The sequence below is a fragment of the Streptomyces sp. NPDC033221 genome, assembly GCF_055577005.1.
The window spans coordinates 1-13,414 of sequence record NZ_JBVIQN010000062.1 but is presented as its reverse complement, the minus strand read 5'-3'; the positions used below and the strand labels follow the sequence as shown (position 1 = coordinate 13,414).

General features: G+C 69.7%; 12 protein-coding genes and 1 pseudogene. 4 read left to right on the top strand and 9 right to left on the bottom strand.

The window, feature by feature from the left end; all coding sequences use genetic code 11:
* Positions 1-60 precede the first annotated feature (60 nt).
* The gene (locus tag ACZ53K_RS40875) at positions 61-1,029 is read left to right on the top strand and encodes a TniB family NTP-binding protein (RefSeq protein ID WP_468847714.1); all 969 of its coding nucleotides are present in this window, start codon (positions 61-63) and stop codon (positions 1,027-1,029) included.
* Positions 1,030-1,254: 225 nt separating this feature from the next.
* Here ACZ53K_RS40875 and ACZ53K_RS40870 read toward each other — a convergent pair whose 3' ends face one another.
* The 4 genes and pseudogenes from ACZ53K_RS40870 to ACZ53K_RS40855 all read right to left on the bottom strand — a co-directional run bounded on the left by ACZ53K_RS40870 (position 1,255) and on the right by ACZ53K_RS40855 (position 7,015).
* Positions 1,255-3,267 carry a helicase associated domain-containing protein gene (locus ACZ53K_RS40870; protein ID WP_468847690.1) on the bottom strand — a complete coding sequence of 671 codons (2,013 nt, stop codon included), beginning with the start codon at positions 3,265-3,267 and terminating at the stop codon, positions 1,255-1,257.
* Positions 3,268-3,438: 171 nt separating this feature from the next.
* Complete coding sequence (locus ACZ53K_RS40865; protein WP_468847688.1) at positions 3,439-4,659, bottom strand: hypothetical protein; 1,221 nt, start codon at positions 4,657-4,659, stop codon at positions 3,439-3,441.
* On the bottom strand, positions 4,653-5,441 hold the full coding sequence (locus tag ACZ53K_RS40860) for an AAA family ATPase (protein WP_468847686.1): 789 nt from the start codon (positions 5,439-5,441) through the stop codon (positions 4,653-4,655). The genes ACZ53K_RS40865 and ACZ53K_RS40860 overlap by 7 nt, the downstream gene beginning before the upstream one ends.
* A gap of 43 nt (positions 5,442-5,484) precedes the next feature.
* Positions 5,485-7,015 (bottom strand): annotated as a pseudogene (locus ACZ53K_RS40855) (Mu transposase C-terminal domain-containing protein).
* Between the two features lie 325 nt (positions 7,016-7,340).
* Between ACZ53K_RS40855 and ACZ53K_RS40850 the strand changes: the two are divergent.
* Positions 7,341-7,949, top strand: a complete 609-nt coding sequence (locus tag ACZ53K_RS40850) for a hypothetical protein (RefSeq protein WP_468847684.1) — start codon at positions 7,341-7,343, stop codon at positions 7,947-7,949.
* Between the two features lie 104 nt (positions 7,950-8,053).
* Positions 8,054-8,428: a helix-turn-helix domain-containing protein gene (locus tag ACZ53K_RS40845; protein ID WP_468847681.1), complete on the top strand. Its 375-nt coding sequence runs from the start codon at positions 8,054-8,056 to the stop codon at positions 8,426-8,428.
* Between the two features lie 1,290 nt (positions 8,429-9,718).
* On the opposite strand, the gene ACZ53K_RS40840 is transcribed toward ACZ53K_RS40845, so the two are convergent.
* The 5 genes from ACZ53K_RS40840 to ACZ53K_RS40820 form a co-directional block, all read right to left on the bottom strand.
* Positions 9,719-9,991, bottom strand: a complete 273-nt coding sequence (locus tag ACZ53K_RS40840) for a hypothetical protein (protein ID WP_468847678.1) — start codon at positions 9,989-9,991, stop codon at positions 9,719-9,721.
* Positions 9,991-10,224 carry a hypothetical protein gene (locus tag ACZ53K_RS40835; protein ID WP_468847676.1) on the bottom strand — a complete coding sequence of 78 codons (234 nt, stop codon included), beginning with the start codon at positions 10,222-10,224 and terminating at the stop codon, positions 9,991-9,993. Before ACZ53K_RS40835 ends, ACZ53K_RS40840 begins: the two co-directional genes overlap by 1 nt.
* A 74-nt stretch (positions 10,225-10,298) precedes the next feature.
* Positions 10,299-10,592 (bottom strand): ACT domain-containing protein, encoded by a 294-nt coding sequence (locus tag ACZ53K_RS40830; protein WP_468847673.1) that lies wholly within the window; start codon positions 10,590-10,592, stop codon positions 10,299-10,301.
* A 16-nt stretch (positions 10,593-10,608) separates the two neighbouring features.
* The gene (locus ACZ53K_RS40825; protein ID WP_468847671.1) at positions 10,609-11,208 is read right to left on the bottom strand and encodes a hypothetical protein; all 600 of its coding nucleotides are present in this window, start codon (positions 11,206-11,208) and stop codon (positions 10,609-10,611) included.
* A 251-nt stretch (positions 11,209-11,459) separates the two neighbouring features.
* Entirely contained in the window at positions 11,460-12,245 is a 786-nt protein-coding gene (locus tag ACZ53K_RS40820) for a helix-turn-helix domain-containing protein (protein WP_468847668.1), read from the bottom strand.
* 63 nt (positions 12,246-12,308) lie between these two features.
* Between ACZ53K_RS40820 and ACZ53K_RS40815 the strand changes: the two genes are divergently transcribed.
* The gene (locus tag ACZ53K_RS40815) at positions 12,309-13,115 is read left to right on the top strand and encodes an SDR family NAD(P)-dependent oxidoreductase (protein WP_468847665.1); all 807 of its coding nucleotides are present in this window, start codon (positions 12,309-12,311) and stop codon (positions 13,113-13,115) included.
* Positions 13,116-13,414 lie beyond the last annotated feature (299 nt).

Sequence of the window (13,414 nt, the reverse complement as noted above, 5' to 3'; positions counted from 1 at the left end):
CAACCACCCAGCGCACCCGCCGAGCCGGGCAGCGGCACCACGGCCGAACCTTCCTGGCCCCTGACCACCTGGCAGGGCTGGCACCGCTTCGCCACCACCAACCCGCCCACACCACCCCAGCCCGACGACCCGCCCCGCAGCCGCGACGAACGCCTCGCCTACCACTCCGCGTTCGTCACCATCCGCACCCCCGCCATCAGCAAGCTCGCCACCCAGGTCCGCACCCTGATGATCCTCGGCCGCCACCAGCACACCACCGCACGGCCCTCCCTGATCGTCACCGGACCCGCCGCAGCCGGCAAAACCACCGCCCTCCTCCATGTCGGCCGCGCCTGCCACCTCGCCCACACCCGCAAGAACCCCGCATCTCCCGGGTCAGCCCACGCCACGACACCCGTGGCGTACGTCCTGGTCCCGCCCGGCGCCACCGCGAAAACCCTCATCACCGAATTCGCCCGCTACCTCGGCATCCCCGTCACCACCCGCATGACCCAGACCCAGATCACCGACGCCGTCTGCCACACCTACACCGCCGCGGGCGTCCAACTCGTCCTCATCGACGAAATCCACCGCCTCAACCCCCGCACCACCACCGGCGCCCAAACCGCCGACCTGATCAAAGACCTCACCGAACGCCTCCCCGCCACCTTCGTCTACGCCGGCATCAACGTCACCGACACCCCCCTGTTCACCGGAGTCCGCGGCGCCCAGCTCGCCGGCCGCGCCACCCTCATCGACTGCGGCCCCCTCCCCGCCCGCCACGGCACCCGCCAGCCGTTCCGCGACGTCATCACCGACATCGAAAACGCCCTCGACCTCCACCACCACAAACCCGGAACCCTCCCCCGGCACGCCCCCTACCTCCACCAGCGCACCGCCGGCCGCATCGGATCCCTCACCCGCCTCATCCGCCAAGCCGCCATCACCGCCATCACCGACGGCACCGAACGCATCACCAAAACCGCCCTCGACGCCGTACAACTCGACCACCTCGCCGAACAACACGCCCGCCCCACCCGCAGCCGCTAACCCCACCCGCCGAACAGGCAAAAAGCGCTGACCAGCAAAAACACCAACCGACTCTTTACGCGCTAGGACTACCTACAACCCACCCGGGCCACAGTCCGCACACAACACATACACCCAGCTCACACACCCCGCCCACCCCGACCCAACCGCCCACCCCGCCTCTCAGTACAACCGCAACACCCCAGACCAGCAGACACGCCACGCACCAACCCCCCCCGCCGAGCGTTAGTCGTGGCCAGCGGTCAGGTGGGTGCGCAGCAGGTGGTATTTACGGTGCCAGTCCGGGCCGTGGGGCAGTTGCCAGTCGGGGTCGAGGGCCGTCAGGTCGGCGGCGCGGGACGGAGCGAGCTCGCCGCGGGTGGCCAGGGAGCGCTGTTCGGCGAGGAAGGCACCCAGGGGTGTGGTGGCGGGGGCGGCGAGGTGACCGTGCGTGGCGTGGTAGTGGGTGGCTTGGGTGAGGCGGGCGCGCCAGGCGGCGTCGTGCTTGTCCCAGATCATGCCCAGCGCGTCGAGTTCGGCCCTCCAGTCCTCCTCCAAGCGGCCTGCGTGGTGGGCTTCGCGCATGGAGGTGATGAAGCGGCCCAGTTCGTAGCCTGTGATCGGGTCGGTGTGGTCGGGGGGTACGTCGAGGTGGAAGTGGGTGTCGAAGAAGGCCTGGGCGACGGCAAGGCCTTGGCGGCGGGTGCGGGAGGCCGGGCCGCGGGGGTTGAAGGCGATCAGATCCATCGCGCGGGCGATGCGTTCGGGGTGGACGGTGAAGTCGAAGTGCCAGCGCTTGGTGATGATGCTGCTGGTCTCCGTGGACAGGCGGTTGGTCTTGTTGGGGAGGCGCTCGAGGATGCGGTGGTCGTGACTGGCCAGCGCTGTGGCGATCGCCCAGACCGGTTCGTACGCGGTATCCAGGAGGTCGGCGGGGTCGGCCTGGGGCGGGACGTAGACAGGGACGATCAGGCTCGCCGTCTTGCCGTGGCCCGCAGGTTGGCGCAGGGCGCGGCCCAGGGCCTGGACGCAGCGCACCACACTGCGGGTCGGGTCGGCGAACACCACGGCGTCGACGCTGGGGATGTCGATCCCCTCGGCGATGAGTTTGGCGTTGGTCATGATCGCGCAGTCGGCTGCGGTGAAGTCGGTGAAGATGCCGGCGCGCTCGTCGGGGGTGTGCTCGCCGTGGACGAAGAACAGGCGCGGGACGGTCTCGGGGCACAGTTCGGGGGCCGTTTGGCGCAGCAGGCGCAGGGTGTGGCCGAGTTCGCGGGTGAAGCGGCGGGCGTCGTCGACGAGGTGGAAGTAGACCAGGACACGGCGCAGCCGGTGCTCGGTCATGGCTTTGAGGACGGCCAGGTGCAGGGCGGTGGTGCGCAGCGCATCGGCGGGGGTGGGGGTGTCCTGGTCGTTGGTGTGGGTGGGTAGGTTGAGGCGGGCGCGCAGATCGCTGCTGGTGATGGTGGGGACCAGGACGCGGTAGTCGGCGAGTACGCCGTCGGCGACTGCCTGGGCCAGGGGGTATTCGAAGACGGTGGGGCCGTAGACGGCCTCGTTGTCCATGCTGTTCGCGACGGTGCCCGCCTCGGGCAGGGTGGGGGCGGGCCGGCTGCCCAGGCGGGTGGGCGCGGCGGACTCGGCCAGCTCCGGGGCGGCGAAACTGCGCGGGGTGGCGGTCATGTAGAGGCGGCGGTCGGTGCGGATGCGGGCGGCGTCGTGGACGGCGGCCCATTTCTTGTCCGCGCGGCCGGCGATGCGGTGGGCCTCGTCCATGATGGCCAGGTCGAACGGGGGGACCTCGAAGCGGGAGTGCCGCATGTCCTCGATCTTGTCGAGGGAGTCGTACGTACACATCACCGTCAGAGCCGGGATCTGGTCATGCCCCTCCCCCACCACTGCGGTGAGTGCGGCCACCACGGACGGGAGGTTCGTCGAGGCCACGTTGGCCGCGGCCAGGGCCTCATGGCCGCTGGCGTCCAGGGACGACACCAGGACCATGTGCTCGCTGCGGCCGTCCGAACGCCACGCCAGCGCCGTCTGCGCGAGCAGGTCCAGGGTCGGCACTACTACCAGAATCCGACGAGCGTCCAGGGCCTCCGCGATCCGGATGGAGGTCAGCGTTTTACCTGTCCCACACGCCGACACCAATGTGGCCCGCCTGTGCGGACGCCGCAGATGCTTCACCACCGCATCCCGGGCGCACTCCTGATCAGGGCGCAGCGAAAGACGGGAGGCGGTCCGGGCGGTGAGCGGCATGGGGGTCGGGTTCCTCAGCGACGGGCGGAGCGCAGCGGCTCTGCTGTGCAGGAACGATCCTGACACAGGCCGACGTGGTGCAGGGCGCGATCTCCGGTGACGGAACCGCCATGGCAGGGAAGGGGATGGGCGTGCCGATGACATCTCGTCCAGCGCACGACGGCCGCGTGCTCAGCGCGGAGGCCGCAGGTCTCGGTGTCCGAGGTCGGGCGGCAGCCACCCCTTCTTCCGTGCGGCGATGGTCCTTTGGGTGTGGGGAGGCGGCCACGGGCAGCCGTACATCTCCTCCTTCATGGCCCAGGGTGAGTGGTAGTGGGTGGTGCACAGCGGCCAGAACGTTTCCGGCGGCGGCTTCGGACGGGCATTCTTTCGGCGCCCGCGGCGACGGCGCTTGGGGTGCGGTGGCTGGGGCGGGCGGAGCTTGCAGCTCTCAGCAACGTCGGTGAGATAGGGCAGGCCCTTGCTGCCCGACGGGTCGGTGAACAGCGGTCCATCGGTTCCGGCGGCGATGCGCCACAGGTGAGCAGCGGCTTGTAGCAGTGAACGGGCCCAGGGCGGGACGGGGTGCGTCACACAGCCGTAGCGGAGCCCGTCGTCGTGCACGGTGACGGTAGAGGCGTCGGGGGCCAGGTCATGGACGTGGACCGTGTCGAGCTGCGTGACGGAGGCCGCAGTGAAAACGGCCGTGGCCAGTTCGGCGGCAAGGTGTGGGTGGGCCGTGGCACCGTGCAGCCGGTGAGCGACTTCGGCGGCGGTGGCCGGCGGCATCACCGGCGGGAAGAAATCCCGCTCGCTCGCCAAGGGCGCGGAGCAGCGGCAGTCGCGGCCGACCCCGTCGTAGGCCATGAGAGTGTTCAGAGCGGGGAGGTTGAGCCACCGGCCGACCAGCGGGCGGGCAGGGCCGGTGTATTGCAGTGCGGCAGCATCCGAGTCGGCGGCGGGCAGGAGAGCCGTGGCATCGGCGATGCGGTACCGGATGCCCGTCAGGGCCTGATCCAGGGCCACAGGGATGTCGGGGCGGTGGCAGACCAGGGCCAGCCGGAGCCCGGTGTGCTCGCGCAGCGAGAACAGGGCATGCAGGCGACGCGGGCACAGCAGGTGCGCGCGCAGCAGCGTCAGATGGGTAACGGGAGTTGCCAGGATCCAGGCGGCGGCGATGGCCCAGGCCGGTGCGGTGTCGAGCTGGCGGTATCCGGTCAGCGGCACCGGCTTGCCCAACGCGGCGAGGACGTCATAGGCCAGGGCCAGCGTGGAGTCGGTACCCGGAGCAGGGTGGACCGTGATCCGGCCGTCCTGAAAAGCATGGGCACTCAGCGCGGCGCGGGTGTGGACCACATCGTCGCCCGGGTCCAGGATGAGGGTGACCGACGGCGGGTCGGGGCAGGTCAGCACTGTGCGGCCGGACGTTTGCTGAGCTTGCTGTAGGCCCAGTGCAGGAGGTCCTCGTCCACGCCGGTGCGGCCGGTTTCCTCCATACCGGTGACGAGTTGGTGGGTGACTTTCGCCCAGGCACGGAAGTTTCCGTGGGCGGCTTCCAGGTCGCAGGTGGCGATCAGTTCGGGGTCGGTGCCCATCCAGATGGGGTGGAAGGCCGGGATGACGGTGAGGTCTTCGTCCAGCGGCATGCGGATGAGCTCCTGCCAGATGTAGACCCGGGATTCGAGCATCGGCTCGTTCTGCAGCGTCTCGAAGCACCCGTTGCCGCCGGTGAAGGTGATCGTCAGCCTGGTGTCGGTGTCGTCCCATAGATAACGCAGGTATTCAAAACACAGCTTGGACAGCCACTGTGCCTCGTCGCACACCAGCACTCTCGGTTCTTCCAGGACGGCGCGCAGCATCCGGTCGAACTCGATGGGGTGGGAGGGCGGGCGGCCCGGCAGCCCCAGGCAGTAGAACAGTTCGTGGCGCAGGTCCCGGGTAGTGGGGCGGGCCCGGAACTGGATGCGGCACGTCTGCTGCGGAGCTAGGTCGCGCAGCGAGGCATTGACGGCGAGGGACTTGCCGTGGCCGGTGGCTCCGTAGATGCAGATCATCGCTTTCGCCGCGATCGCCATGCGGATGTTCTCCTGCACGTCCACCAGCGCCTTGGTGGCGACGATCTGGGCGCCTTTCATGCGCATGTAGTGGTCGTCACGCGCGTGCGGCAGACGGCCCCTGCGCCGCTGAGCGGTCATCAGTCACTCCTTGTCCTTGGGGCCGGTGCGCTCCGGACGGGCATCAGCGGGGGGGCTGCACGGGGCGTGTCCATGACGCTGGGGGCTCGCGCGGCGGGATCAAGTCCGGCAGCGCCCGCGTGGCCAGGACCGCCTGTCGCTCCCGGGCCAGCTCTGCCTCCGCCTCAAGGGCCGTCACCGTGCCCAGCCGTTTCGGCTGGACGGCGCCGGTCACCGCCGCGAACCGCCGGCGAGTGTGGCGGGAAGCAGCGGCCAGTGCCCTGGCCAGGCGCCGCTTCTCCGCGTCCTTGGTCCGGCGCAGCGCACGCCTCTGTTCAGCACTGGCTGCATCGGCAAGGTACGCGCTGCCCAGGTGTGTTCCGCAGGCGGCGTCGAAAACCTCGATCTCGTGGTCGTGGTGCGGGAGGTAGCGGATGCGCACCTTCACGCCGGCGTCCGCGCGGCCGTGCATCCACTCCCCCACGTAGTACCGGCTCCGCCAGCGCACGCCGCTGGTGGTGAGCGTACGCACCCGACCGTCGTCCTCGAGCGTGAACGCTCACAACTGCCCGCGGTCCATATCCTCAACCGGTGTCGGATCAGCCTGCCATGCCTGAAGCGGCGTACGCCCCGCCAGCGCCTGACAGGTGTGCTCGGTGTTCCACCATGTGGTCCACTCCAGCAGCAGGCGGACGAACACGGTGAACTCAAGCGGCGCAGTCTCGTCGATGAAGGAGTTACGGGCGCCGGGGCGCAGCTCGGCGGAGAGGGGGCGCGGGTGTAGCGGGGCAGCGAAGCGAAGAACATCTTCTCCGCGCACAGGTTCAGGTTTTCCACCGTGCCCTTCAGGTCCGGACGGTTCGGCGGGAGCGGCTGCACCGGCACCGCGAAATGCCCCAGCGCGTCGGCGACCGTGGCGGAAAGGAAGTCGGCGCCACGGTCGATCCGTACCAGCGATGGCGGCCGCCGACCGGCCCGTGGGGCCCGTCCGGCCCCTCATCGCGGGACAGCGCGATCCGCAAAGCGGCCAGGATCGCGTCCCTGGAGGGCTGGTGCGGCGTGATCGCCGCACCGGGCACCGCGTTCGTCGCCGTGTCGATGAACCACGTCACCCACGGGAACACCAACTCGCCGTCCAGCAGCACCTCGACCGGGCATGCTTGTGATCCGCCTCCCAGCAGGCATTACGCCACTGTTTGGGGCGCCGCAGGTGGACATCGTGACGCCGCCTCGCGCGCTCCCCACCCGCGAGAGCCGCGCGCTGCCCTGCATTCAGATCAAGGCGGATCGCCCGGTGCAGCGTCGCCAACGACGGCGCCGGATCCACCTCGCGTCCCTCGGAGGTGGCTGCGGCGTACTCGCCCAGCAGCTCCCGGTGCAGCGCGGCAAGCGATCACGCACCACGCCGCCAGGCGAGCATGCAGTTCGTCAGTGATCCGAAACCGCCCCCGCGGCACAGGGCCCATACGCCCATGACGGGCGGCGTCCAGCCACCGCCACACCGCCCGCACCGACACCCCCGCCGACGACGCGGCCAGCCGCACATGCTCCGTGGTCAGCTCCCCGCGCCCATCCAACGCCAGCAGACGCGACACAGCCTGCTCGCGCCCCAGCAACCGGGGCACCACCGCAGGCGGAGACGAGCCATGGGGTCCACTGGAATCGGTCCAGTCTGTGCGCTCCATACCGCACCCCCGGGATGTGGCCGCAACTCACCACGTCCCATGCTCCGCCGCCCAGCAGACAGAACAGAGCAGTTTACGGAATCAGACAAGAAGGATCAGCACCCGGCGTACACTCCCCGCCCGCTCAGGAACCTGAACCACACCGACCACCAGCCCTCATACCGATGACACCCGGCCGCATCAACTCCATGACACCCCGGCCACATACCCCCAGACCAGCCCACAAGCCTGCCAGATGCCATCCGCACAGACCGATGCCACCCCCACTCAGATCCGCAGCAAGGGTGGCTTGATCCTGGGTGTGGAGAAGATCAAGGGGCGTGAGTTTGCCGCGAGTGCGGAGTGCAGCGGTTATGTGCTGGACGCCCGGCTGCTGATGGACGTGCTCGGCAGCCTCAAGATGCCGGGCTCCTGGTTCCAGGTCTGGTGCAAGCTCGTGGCGCTACAGAACGCCAATCGTGCCGACGATCAGGTCCGGGTTGCCGCCCGCGGTTTCGTGAAGACCAATCAGCGTGACCTTCAGGCCCGGTGCAACCTGTCGGCGGCCTCCGTGAACGAAGCCAGTCAGTTCTTTGCGCACATCGGCTGGATGCGCAGCCCGAAGCGCGGCATCCTCCAGCTGAACCCCTGGTTGACGGTGGCTGGTACGTCTGGCGAGCAGGAGAAGTGGCAGAAGCTCTGGAACGACGCCAAGGGCCCAGCCTGCATCATCCCGCACCCCGACTACCCCACCGAGTGGCGTCAGGCGCGGGCAGAGGAGAAGAAGGCCAATGAGGCTGCCCGCCGTAAGGAGAAGGTCGTCACGCTCCGGCAGCGGCGGCCCGTTCGTAAGGCGAGCGCGTGATCATGACGCCGCGCGGCATATCCTCCATACAGCGTCGACCTGATCGGAAGCGGTGAGGCTCCGTGAGCAGCTCTTACGTCCCCGGCCCTCCGACCGAGGCCCCTGTGGTGATTCCCCGTGACGTCCTGCGTCTCCTGGCCCTGGTCGACATCACCACCGCCGGCCGCCGTGTCTTGGACGAGCTGATGTACCTCAGTGACCAGGACACCGGCACCGCCGCGATCAGCCAGAACGAGATGTGCGCCGAGCTGGGCGCGAGTAAGCTGACCGTAAACCGCGGCTTCAAGGAGCTCCGCGAGTGCGGACTCGCCTGGAGTCTGGAAGACGGCCTCTACCAACTCCATCCACTGCTGACCGGCGGCAAGGTGGCCTACCCCATGCCGATTCCGGAGATCAAGGCCGCCGATCCCGGGCGCTTCACCGAGCAACGCCGGGCCCGATACGCCGCCCAGATGGCCAACCTGGCCGCCACCGGCTGAACCGCCCCACCGAAGGCCCGAGGCGCCGCACTCCTGGTGCGGCGCCTTTTTCATGCCCTCCGTCTTGGTCGGTAGCACTAGCTAAACCGGCTTGTTCTGGAGGAACAGAACAATCGCGAGCCACCGCGCGGTCCGCGCCGGACGGTCCACGGCGCGCAGGTGGTAGCACCAGGTAAACCGGGTTGTTCTGGAGCGGCAGAACAACCGCCGACGGCTCGGGGCGGGTTGGGCTCCATGCAGCAGCTGTGCATGGAGCCCGTCCGGGGCATTGCAGAACTGCGAACGTATGCAGCGGCTGGAGCAGGTTCGTCGCTCTGCTGCTGCTCCGGTCAGGCCAGGCCTTGCTGCACGTGCAGCACCCGTGTGCCGCCTCGGTCGTGCGAATGCTGCGCTGCACTCCACCGCGGACGTGCAGCAGCTGCCTTGCGACCATGACCATCAGGAGCGGCAGGATGTCGCGAGCAGGGCAGCGGGACGTGCTGCACCGGATGGTCACGACACCCAGCCGACCGCGGCAGCGCGACCACCTGAAGCGCTGTGCGCCGCTGTGAGCGTCTGCGAGTCTCTGGACGCGGTCGTGAGTCCGGAGAGCGTCAGAACGTCGCAGGCGACCGCGCAGAGCCGGGAAGGATCACGTCCTTGGGTCGCGGATCGCCGGGTCGACACGAGAGTTTCCAGGACGGCGCTCCGGCGCGTCCGCGCGCCGGCTGGACAGCCGGATCTACTGGCGGTCTGCCAAGGCATCCGACAGAGGTAGTGTCGGTGTCGAGGCCCGACGGCTGCCAGATATCGGGCGCTACCGGCAGTCGGCCTGATGAGGGCGGTGCACGACGTCGGTGCTCCGCGATCTCGGCTCGTACTCGACGACGGTGACGGACTCCCCCTTCGAAACCTTGTGCAAGGCATTAGGGAAGCGGTCCGAGAAGTCGAGACCGATGGACAGAAGGTCGCCGCGGAGGCAGACCATGTGGTTCCTCACACGCTGGAGTCGCTGTTTCTCCGGGTATCGGCACCGGGCCGGGGGCGCGGACGGGCCAGGGACGGTGGAGCTCGGGGAAATGCTGAGCACAGCATCCTCGAGGCCGACGGTTAGGCGGAAGCCTCGCTCGTGGATGGACTCACTCCAGGAGGTGGCCTCCAAAGCGTTGACCACGTGACGAAGCGCGGCGTGGGCGCGGAGGTGTTTGGTACTGGCCATAGCCACCGTCCTACAGGACTGTGGCGGTCAATACGGGAACCTGAGTCCGTGCGGCGTGCGCGTGCTGGGTTGCAAGGGTGCGAGGCCGCTGATTAGACCTCGATGTACGCGACGACGACCACGGTGCGAAGCGCCGTGACCCAGTACAGCAGGCGTACGCGCTCGACTTCGTCGGCGTACTCGCGCAGCTGGGGGCTGGCCGTGTCGCCAGGGATCGGCTCGCCGATGTCGGGCTCGACGGAGACGACGACCAGAGCCCGGTCCAAGGCGTGAATCTCCGTCTCGCTGGTGATGTTCTCCAGCTGCTTGGCGGCGGAGTCGGAGAAGGCGATCCGGGCGCGGCGTGGGCCGTACTGTGGGGCCATCAGGCGACGGCCGGGCGCTGGCGAGCGAGGCGGGCCAGATGGGCCTCGCGCAGCTCCTCCCACGGGGTGCACTGCTCTGGGTCGGGCAGGCCATGGGCGGCGATGTCTTCCAGGACGGCGGCGAACCGGTCGGCGTCGGCGCGGGTCTTGGCCGCGTACGCGCGCACCGCGTCGGCGGCCGCGGGCTCCAGCTGCTGCCGGGCGGTGTCGGCGGGGGCCGGCTGTTCGCTCATCGAGGCCTCCAGGGCGCGAACGGGCGTGTGCCACCACGGTATCGGCCGGACGGCGGCCGTGGGGCCGCTCCGCCTCACTCAGTCTCGGGACGGGCGACCGCGGCTCCTTCCACTTCCACCGCGAGGCACCAGGGTTCGCCGGCACACCGCCCTCCGAGCCCGGGAGTGGCACAGGTGCACTCCGGGTCGCGCTCCGTCACCTGCGTGATGCGGTAGAGCCCCGGAGTCATCTTGGCCAGGCGTAGCGCCTGTACCTTCGCCGCAGCTGCTTCGATTGAGGTGGCGTGGGTGGTGTAGACCAGGGTGGCGGCGCCCGGGTGTGACGGGTCGGTGCACCGGGCCACGACCTGGTACTCGTGCTTCGTCATCGCTCCTGCCGGGATCTCAGGCGGGCAGGCCGGGAAGGACCTGGCCGTCGGTGATTTGGGTGCGGGCGGTCAGGGCGTGGCCGTCGCAGACCACGTAGCGGTCGCCGTTGTCGGCCTGGACGGTGTGGGTGGCCGCCTCGGTGCAGGCCGCGTCCAGCCGGTCGTACGGCCAGACGTTGAAGCAGACGGGGTCGGTGCACCAGGAGTCGAAGCCCTCAGTGCTTCGCGCGCGGGACTTGAGGGTGCCGCCGTGCTCGGGGCACACGCCCCACGGCACGGTGCAGCGGCTCGGGTCGGCGGCGGTGCTCTGCAGAGCGTGGGTGTCGTAGACCGTGCCCGGGACGGCGGCGGCGAGCAGCTGGTCGACGCGTGCCCACTCCGCCAGCTCCGCGCGGCCGCGGACGTCGTCGGCCAGGTCCTCGTGCCGCGAGTCCTGCCGGGCGTCGAACAGGGCGTCCTCGAGGGCCGCCGCGACGGCGCCGGCGTCCATGCCCTTCGCCCGGCGCCGTACGACACGGCGGCCGATGCGGGCGGGGTCGACCGGCTCCCGGGGCGCGGCGACGTGCGGAGCGTACGGACGCCGTGCGGTGCGCCGGGGCGGCCAGGACGTGGTCATCTCGGCCTCGTATCCGTGATGCGGATTCGGGAGCGGGCCACCGCCAGAGCGCTGGACGGCGGCCCGCTGAATTGAGCCGAAGCTCAGGAGTTGTCACCGGTAGAGCCGGGTGAGCTGGCGGATGGAAAAAGCCGAAGCAGTCTGGTTGTCACCGATGAGGCACCCGACTTGTCACAGGTACTCGTTCCGCACGCCTTCTGTCACCAGAACGGAGCCCGAGTTTGCCTGGCCAACAGCAAACGTCTGGCGCGTTACAGAAGACGCGCCAGGGCCATCTCAGACGGGCTCCCGGCCGTCGCCTGGTACACGATGATCACTTGCTGCTCGGCGCCACCGACGGTGAGCGCCTGCCTGCGCAGGGCGAGACTGCCGGCAACTGGGTGCGCGAAGTGCTTGAGTTCGTCACGGGCGGGCCGCGTCTCGTGCCGCACCCACATACGGCGGAACTCCTCGTCCGTCTCCAGCTCGGCGACCAGGCGGACGGTCCTGGGGTCGCGCGGGTCGGCTTCGGCGCGCAGGGCCGCTGCGGTCTGTGCGGCTACCTCCGCCCAGTCGGGGAAGAGCCGGCGGGACGCCGGGTCGAGGAACATCGCTCGGACCAGGTTGCTCCCGGGCTCGTACATCGGGGCGAGCGCACGGGCCTGCTTGTTCGCCGCCAGCACGTCGAAGCACCGGTCGCGGACGTAGGCAGGGCGGTCCGCCCACGCGTCGAGCAGCCGGTGCACGTCCGCGGAGACCTCGGTCCGCGACGGCGGCGCAGGAGCGGGGCCGGCGAGGGCGTGCAGGTGGGCGGAGGCGTCGGCGTCCAGCTCCAGCGCCCGGGCGAGGGAGCGCAGCACCTGAGGCGAGGGATGCCGGTCGACGCCCTGTTCGAGGCGGACCAGGTACGGCTCGCTGATTCCGGCGAGCCGGGCCAGTTCCTCCCGGCGCAGTCCTGCCACCCGGCGGCGTCCGACGGCGGGCACCGCCACGTCTGCCGGAGCGACCCGTCCGCGCCGGGCCTTGAGGAAATCTCCCAGAAGATTGTCGGCCGCCATGGTGCGAGGGTAACCCCGTGGGGGTGCTGGCTGCCGGGGTGCGAACGGCGCAGGCTCGATGCCATGAAGACCTGGTTCATCACCGGCGCGTCCCGCGGTTTCGGCCGTATCTGGGCCGAGGCCGCTCTCGAACGCGGCGACCGCGTCGCCGCCACCGCACGCGATCTTGAGACACTGCGTCCCCTCGTGGACGCCCACGGGGACGATGTGCTGCCGCTCCGTCTCGGCGTGACCGACCGCACCGCCGCGACTGCCGCGGTGCAGCGGGCCGCCGAGACCTTCGGCCGCCTCGACGTGGTCGTCAACAACGCGGGCTACGGCCTGTTCGGCATGGTCGAGGAAACCACCGAGGAACAGGCTCGCGCCCAGCTCGACACCAACCTGTTCGGCCCGCTGTGGGTGACGCAGGCGGCCCTGCCGTACCTGCGGGCCCAGGGCAGCGGTCACATCCTGCAGGTCTCCAGCCTCGGTGGCCTCGCCGCCTTCCCCACGCTCGGGCTGTACAACGCCTCCAAGTGGGCCCTGGAGGGGATGAGCGAGGCCCTGGCCCAGGAGATCGCCCCATTCGGACTCCACCTGACCCTGGTCGAACCCGGCCCCTACGGCACCGACTGGTCGGGCGCCTCCGCGGTGCACACCGAGCCGCTCCCCGCCTACGAACCCGTCCGCGCCGCACGCCGGGCCGGTGCGTCCGCCCGCACGCCCCAGGACGCGCGAGGCACCGCCGCCGTTGTCCTCGAACTCGTGGACACCGACGCACCACCCCTGCGGCTCTTCCTCGGCACCTACCCCTATCCGGTTGTCGAGGCGGCCTATCAGCAGCGGCTCGACACGTGGAACGACTGGCGGCCCCTCGCCTCCCGTGCGTGACCGGCACGGAGCACCCCGCGGCGCCCAGGCTCTCCGCGCATCACCTGCTGCACGCTGCCCCGGCACCAGGCACGGAAGGCCCCGGCGGTAGCCGGAGCACCTCTCCATGCCGGCGTGACACGAACAGGTACTGCGCCGCGCAGGTCGGTGACAGCAAACCTGCCTATGTGTCAACTACCGTGCTTCGGCTCATGAATACGGTTTAGACGGTGTCTCACGTGGCGGTCTTGGCGAGTTTCTTGTAGCAGATCATGACTGCGGCGAGCCCGAGGAAGGCGAGGAAGTGGCTGCCCTTCCGT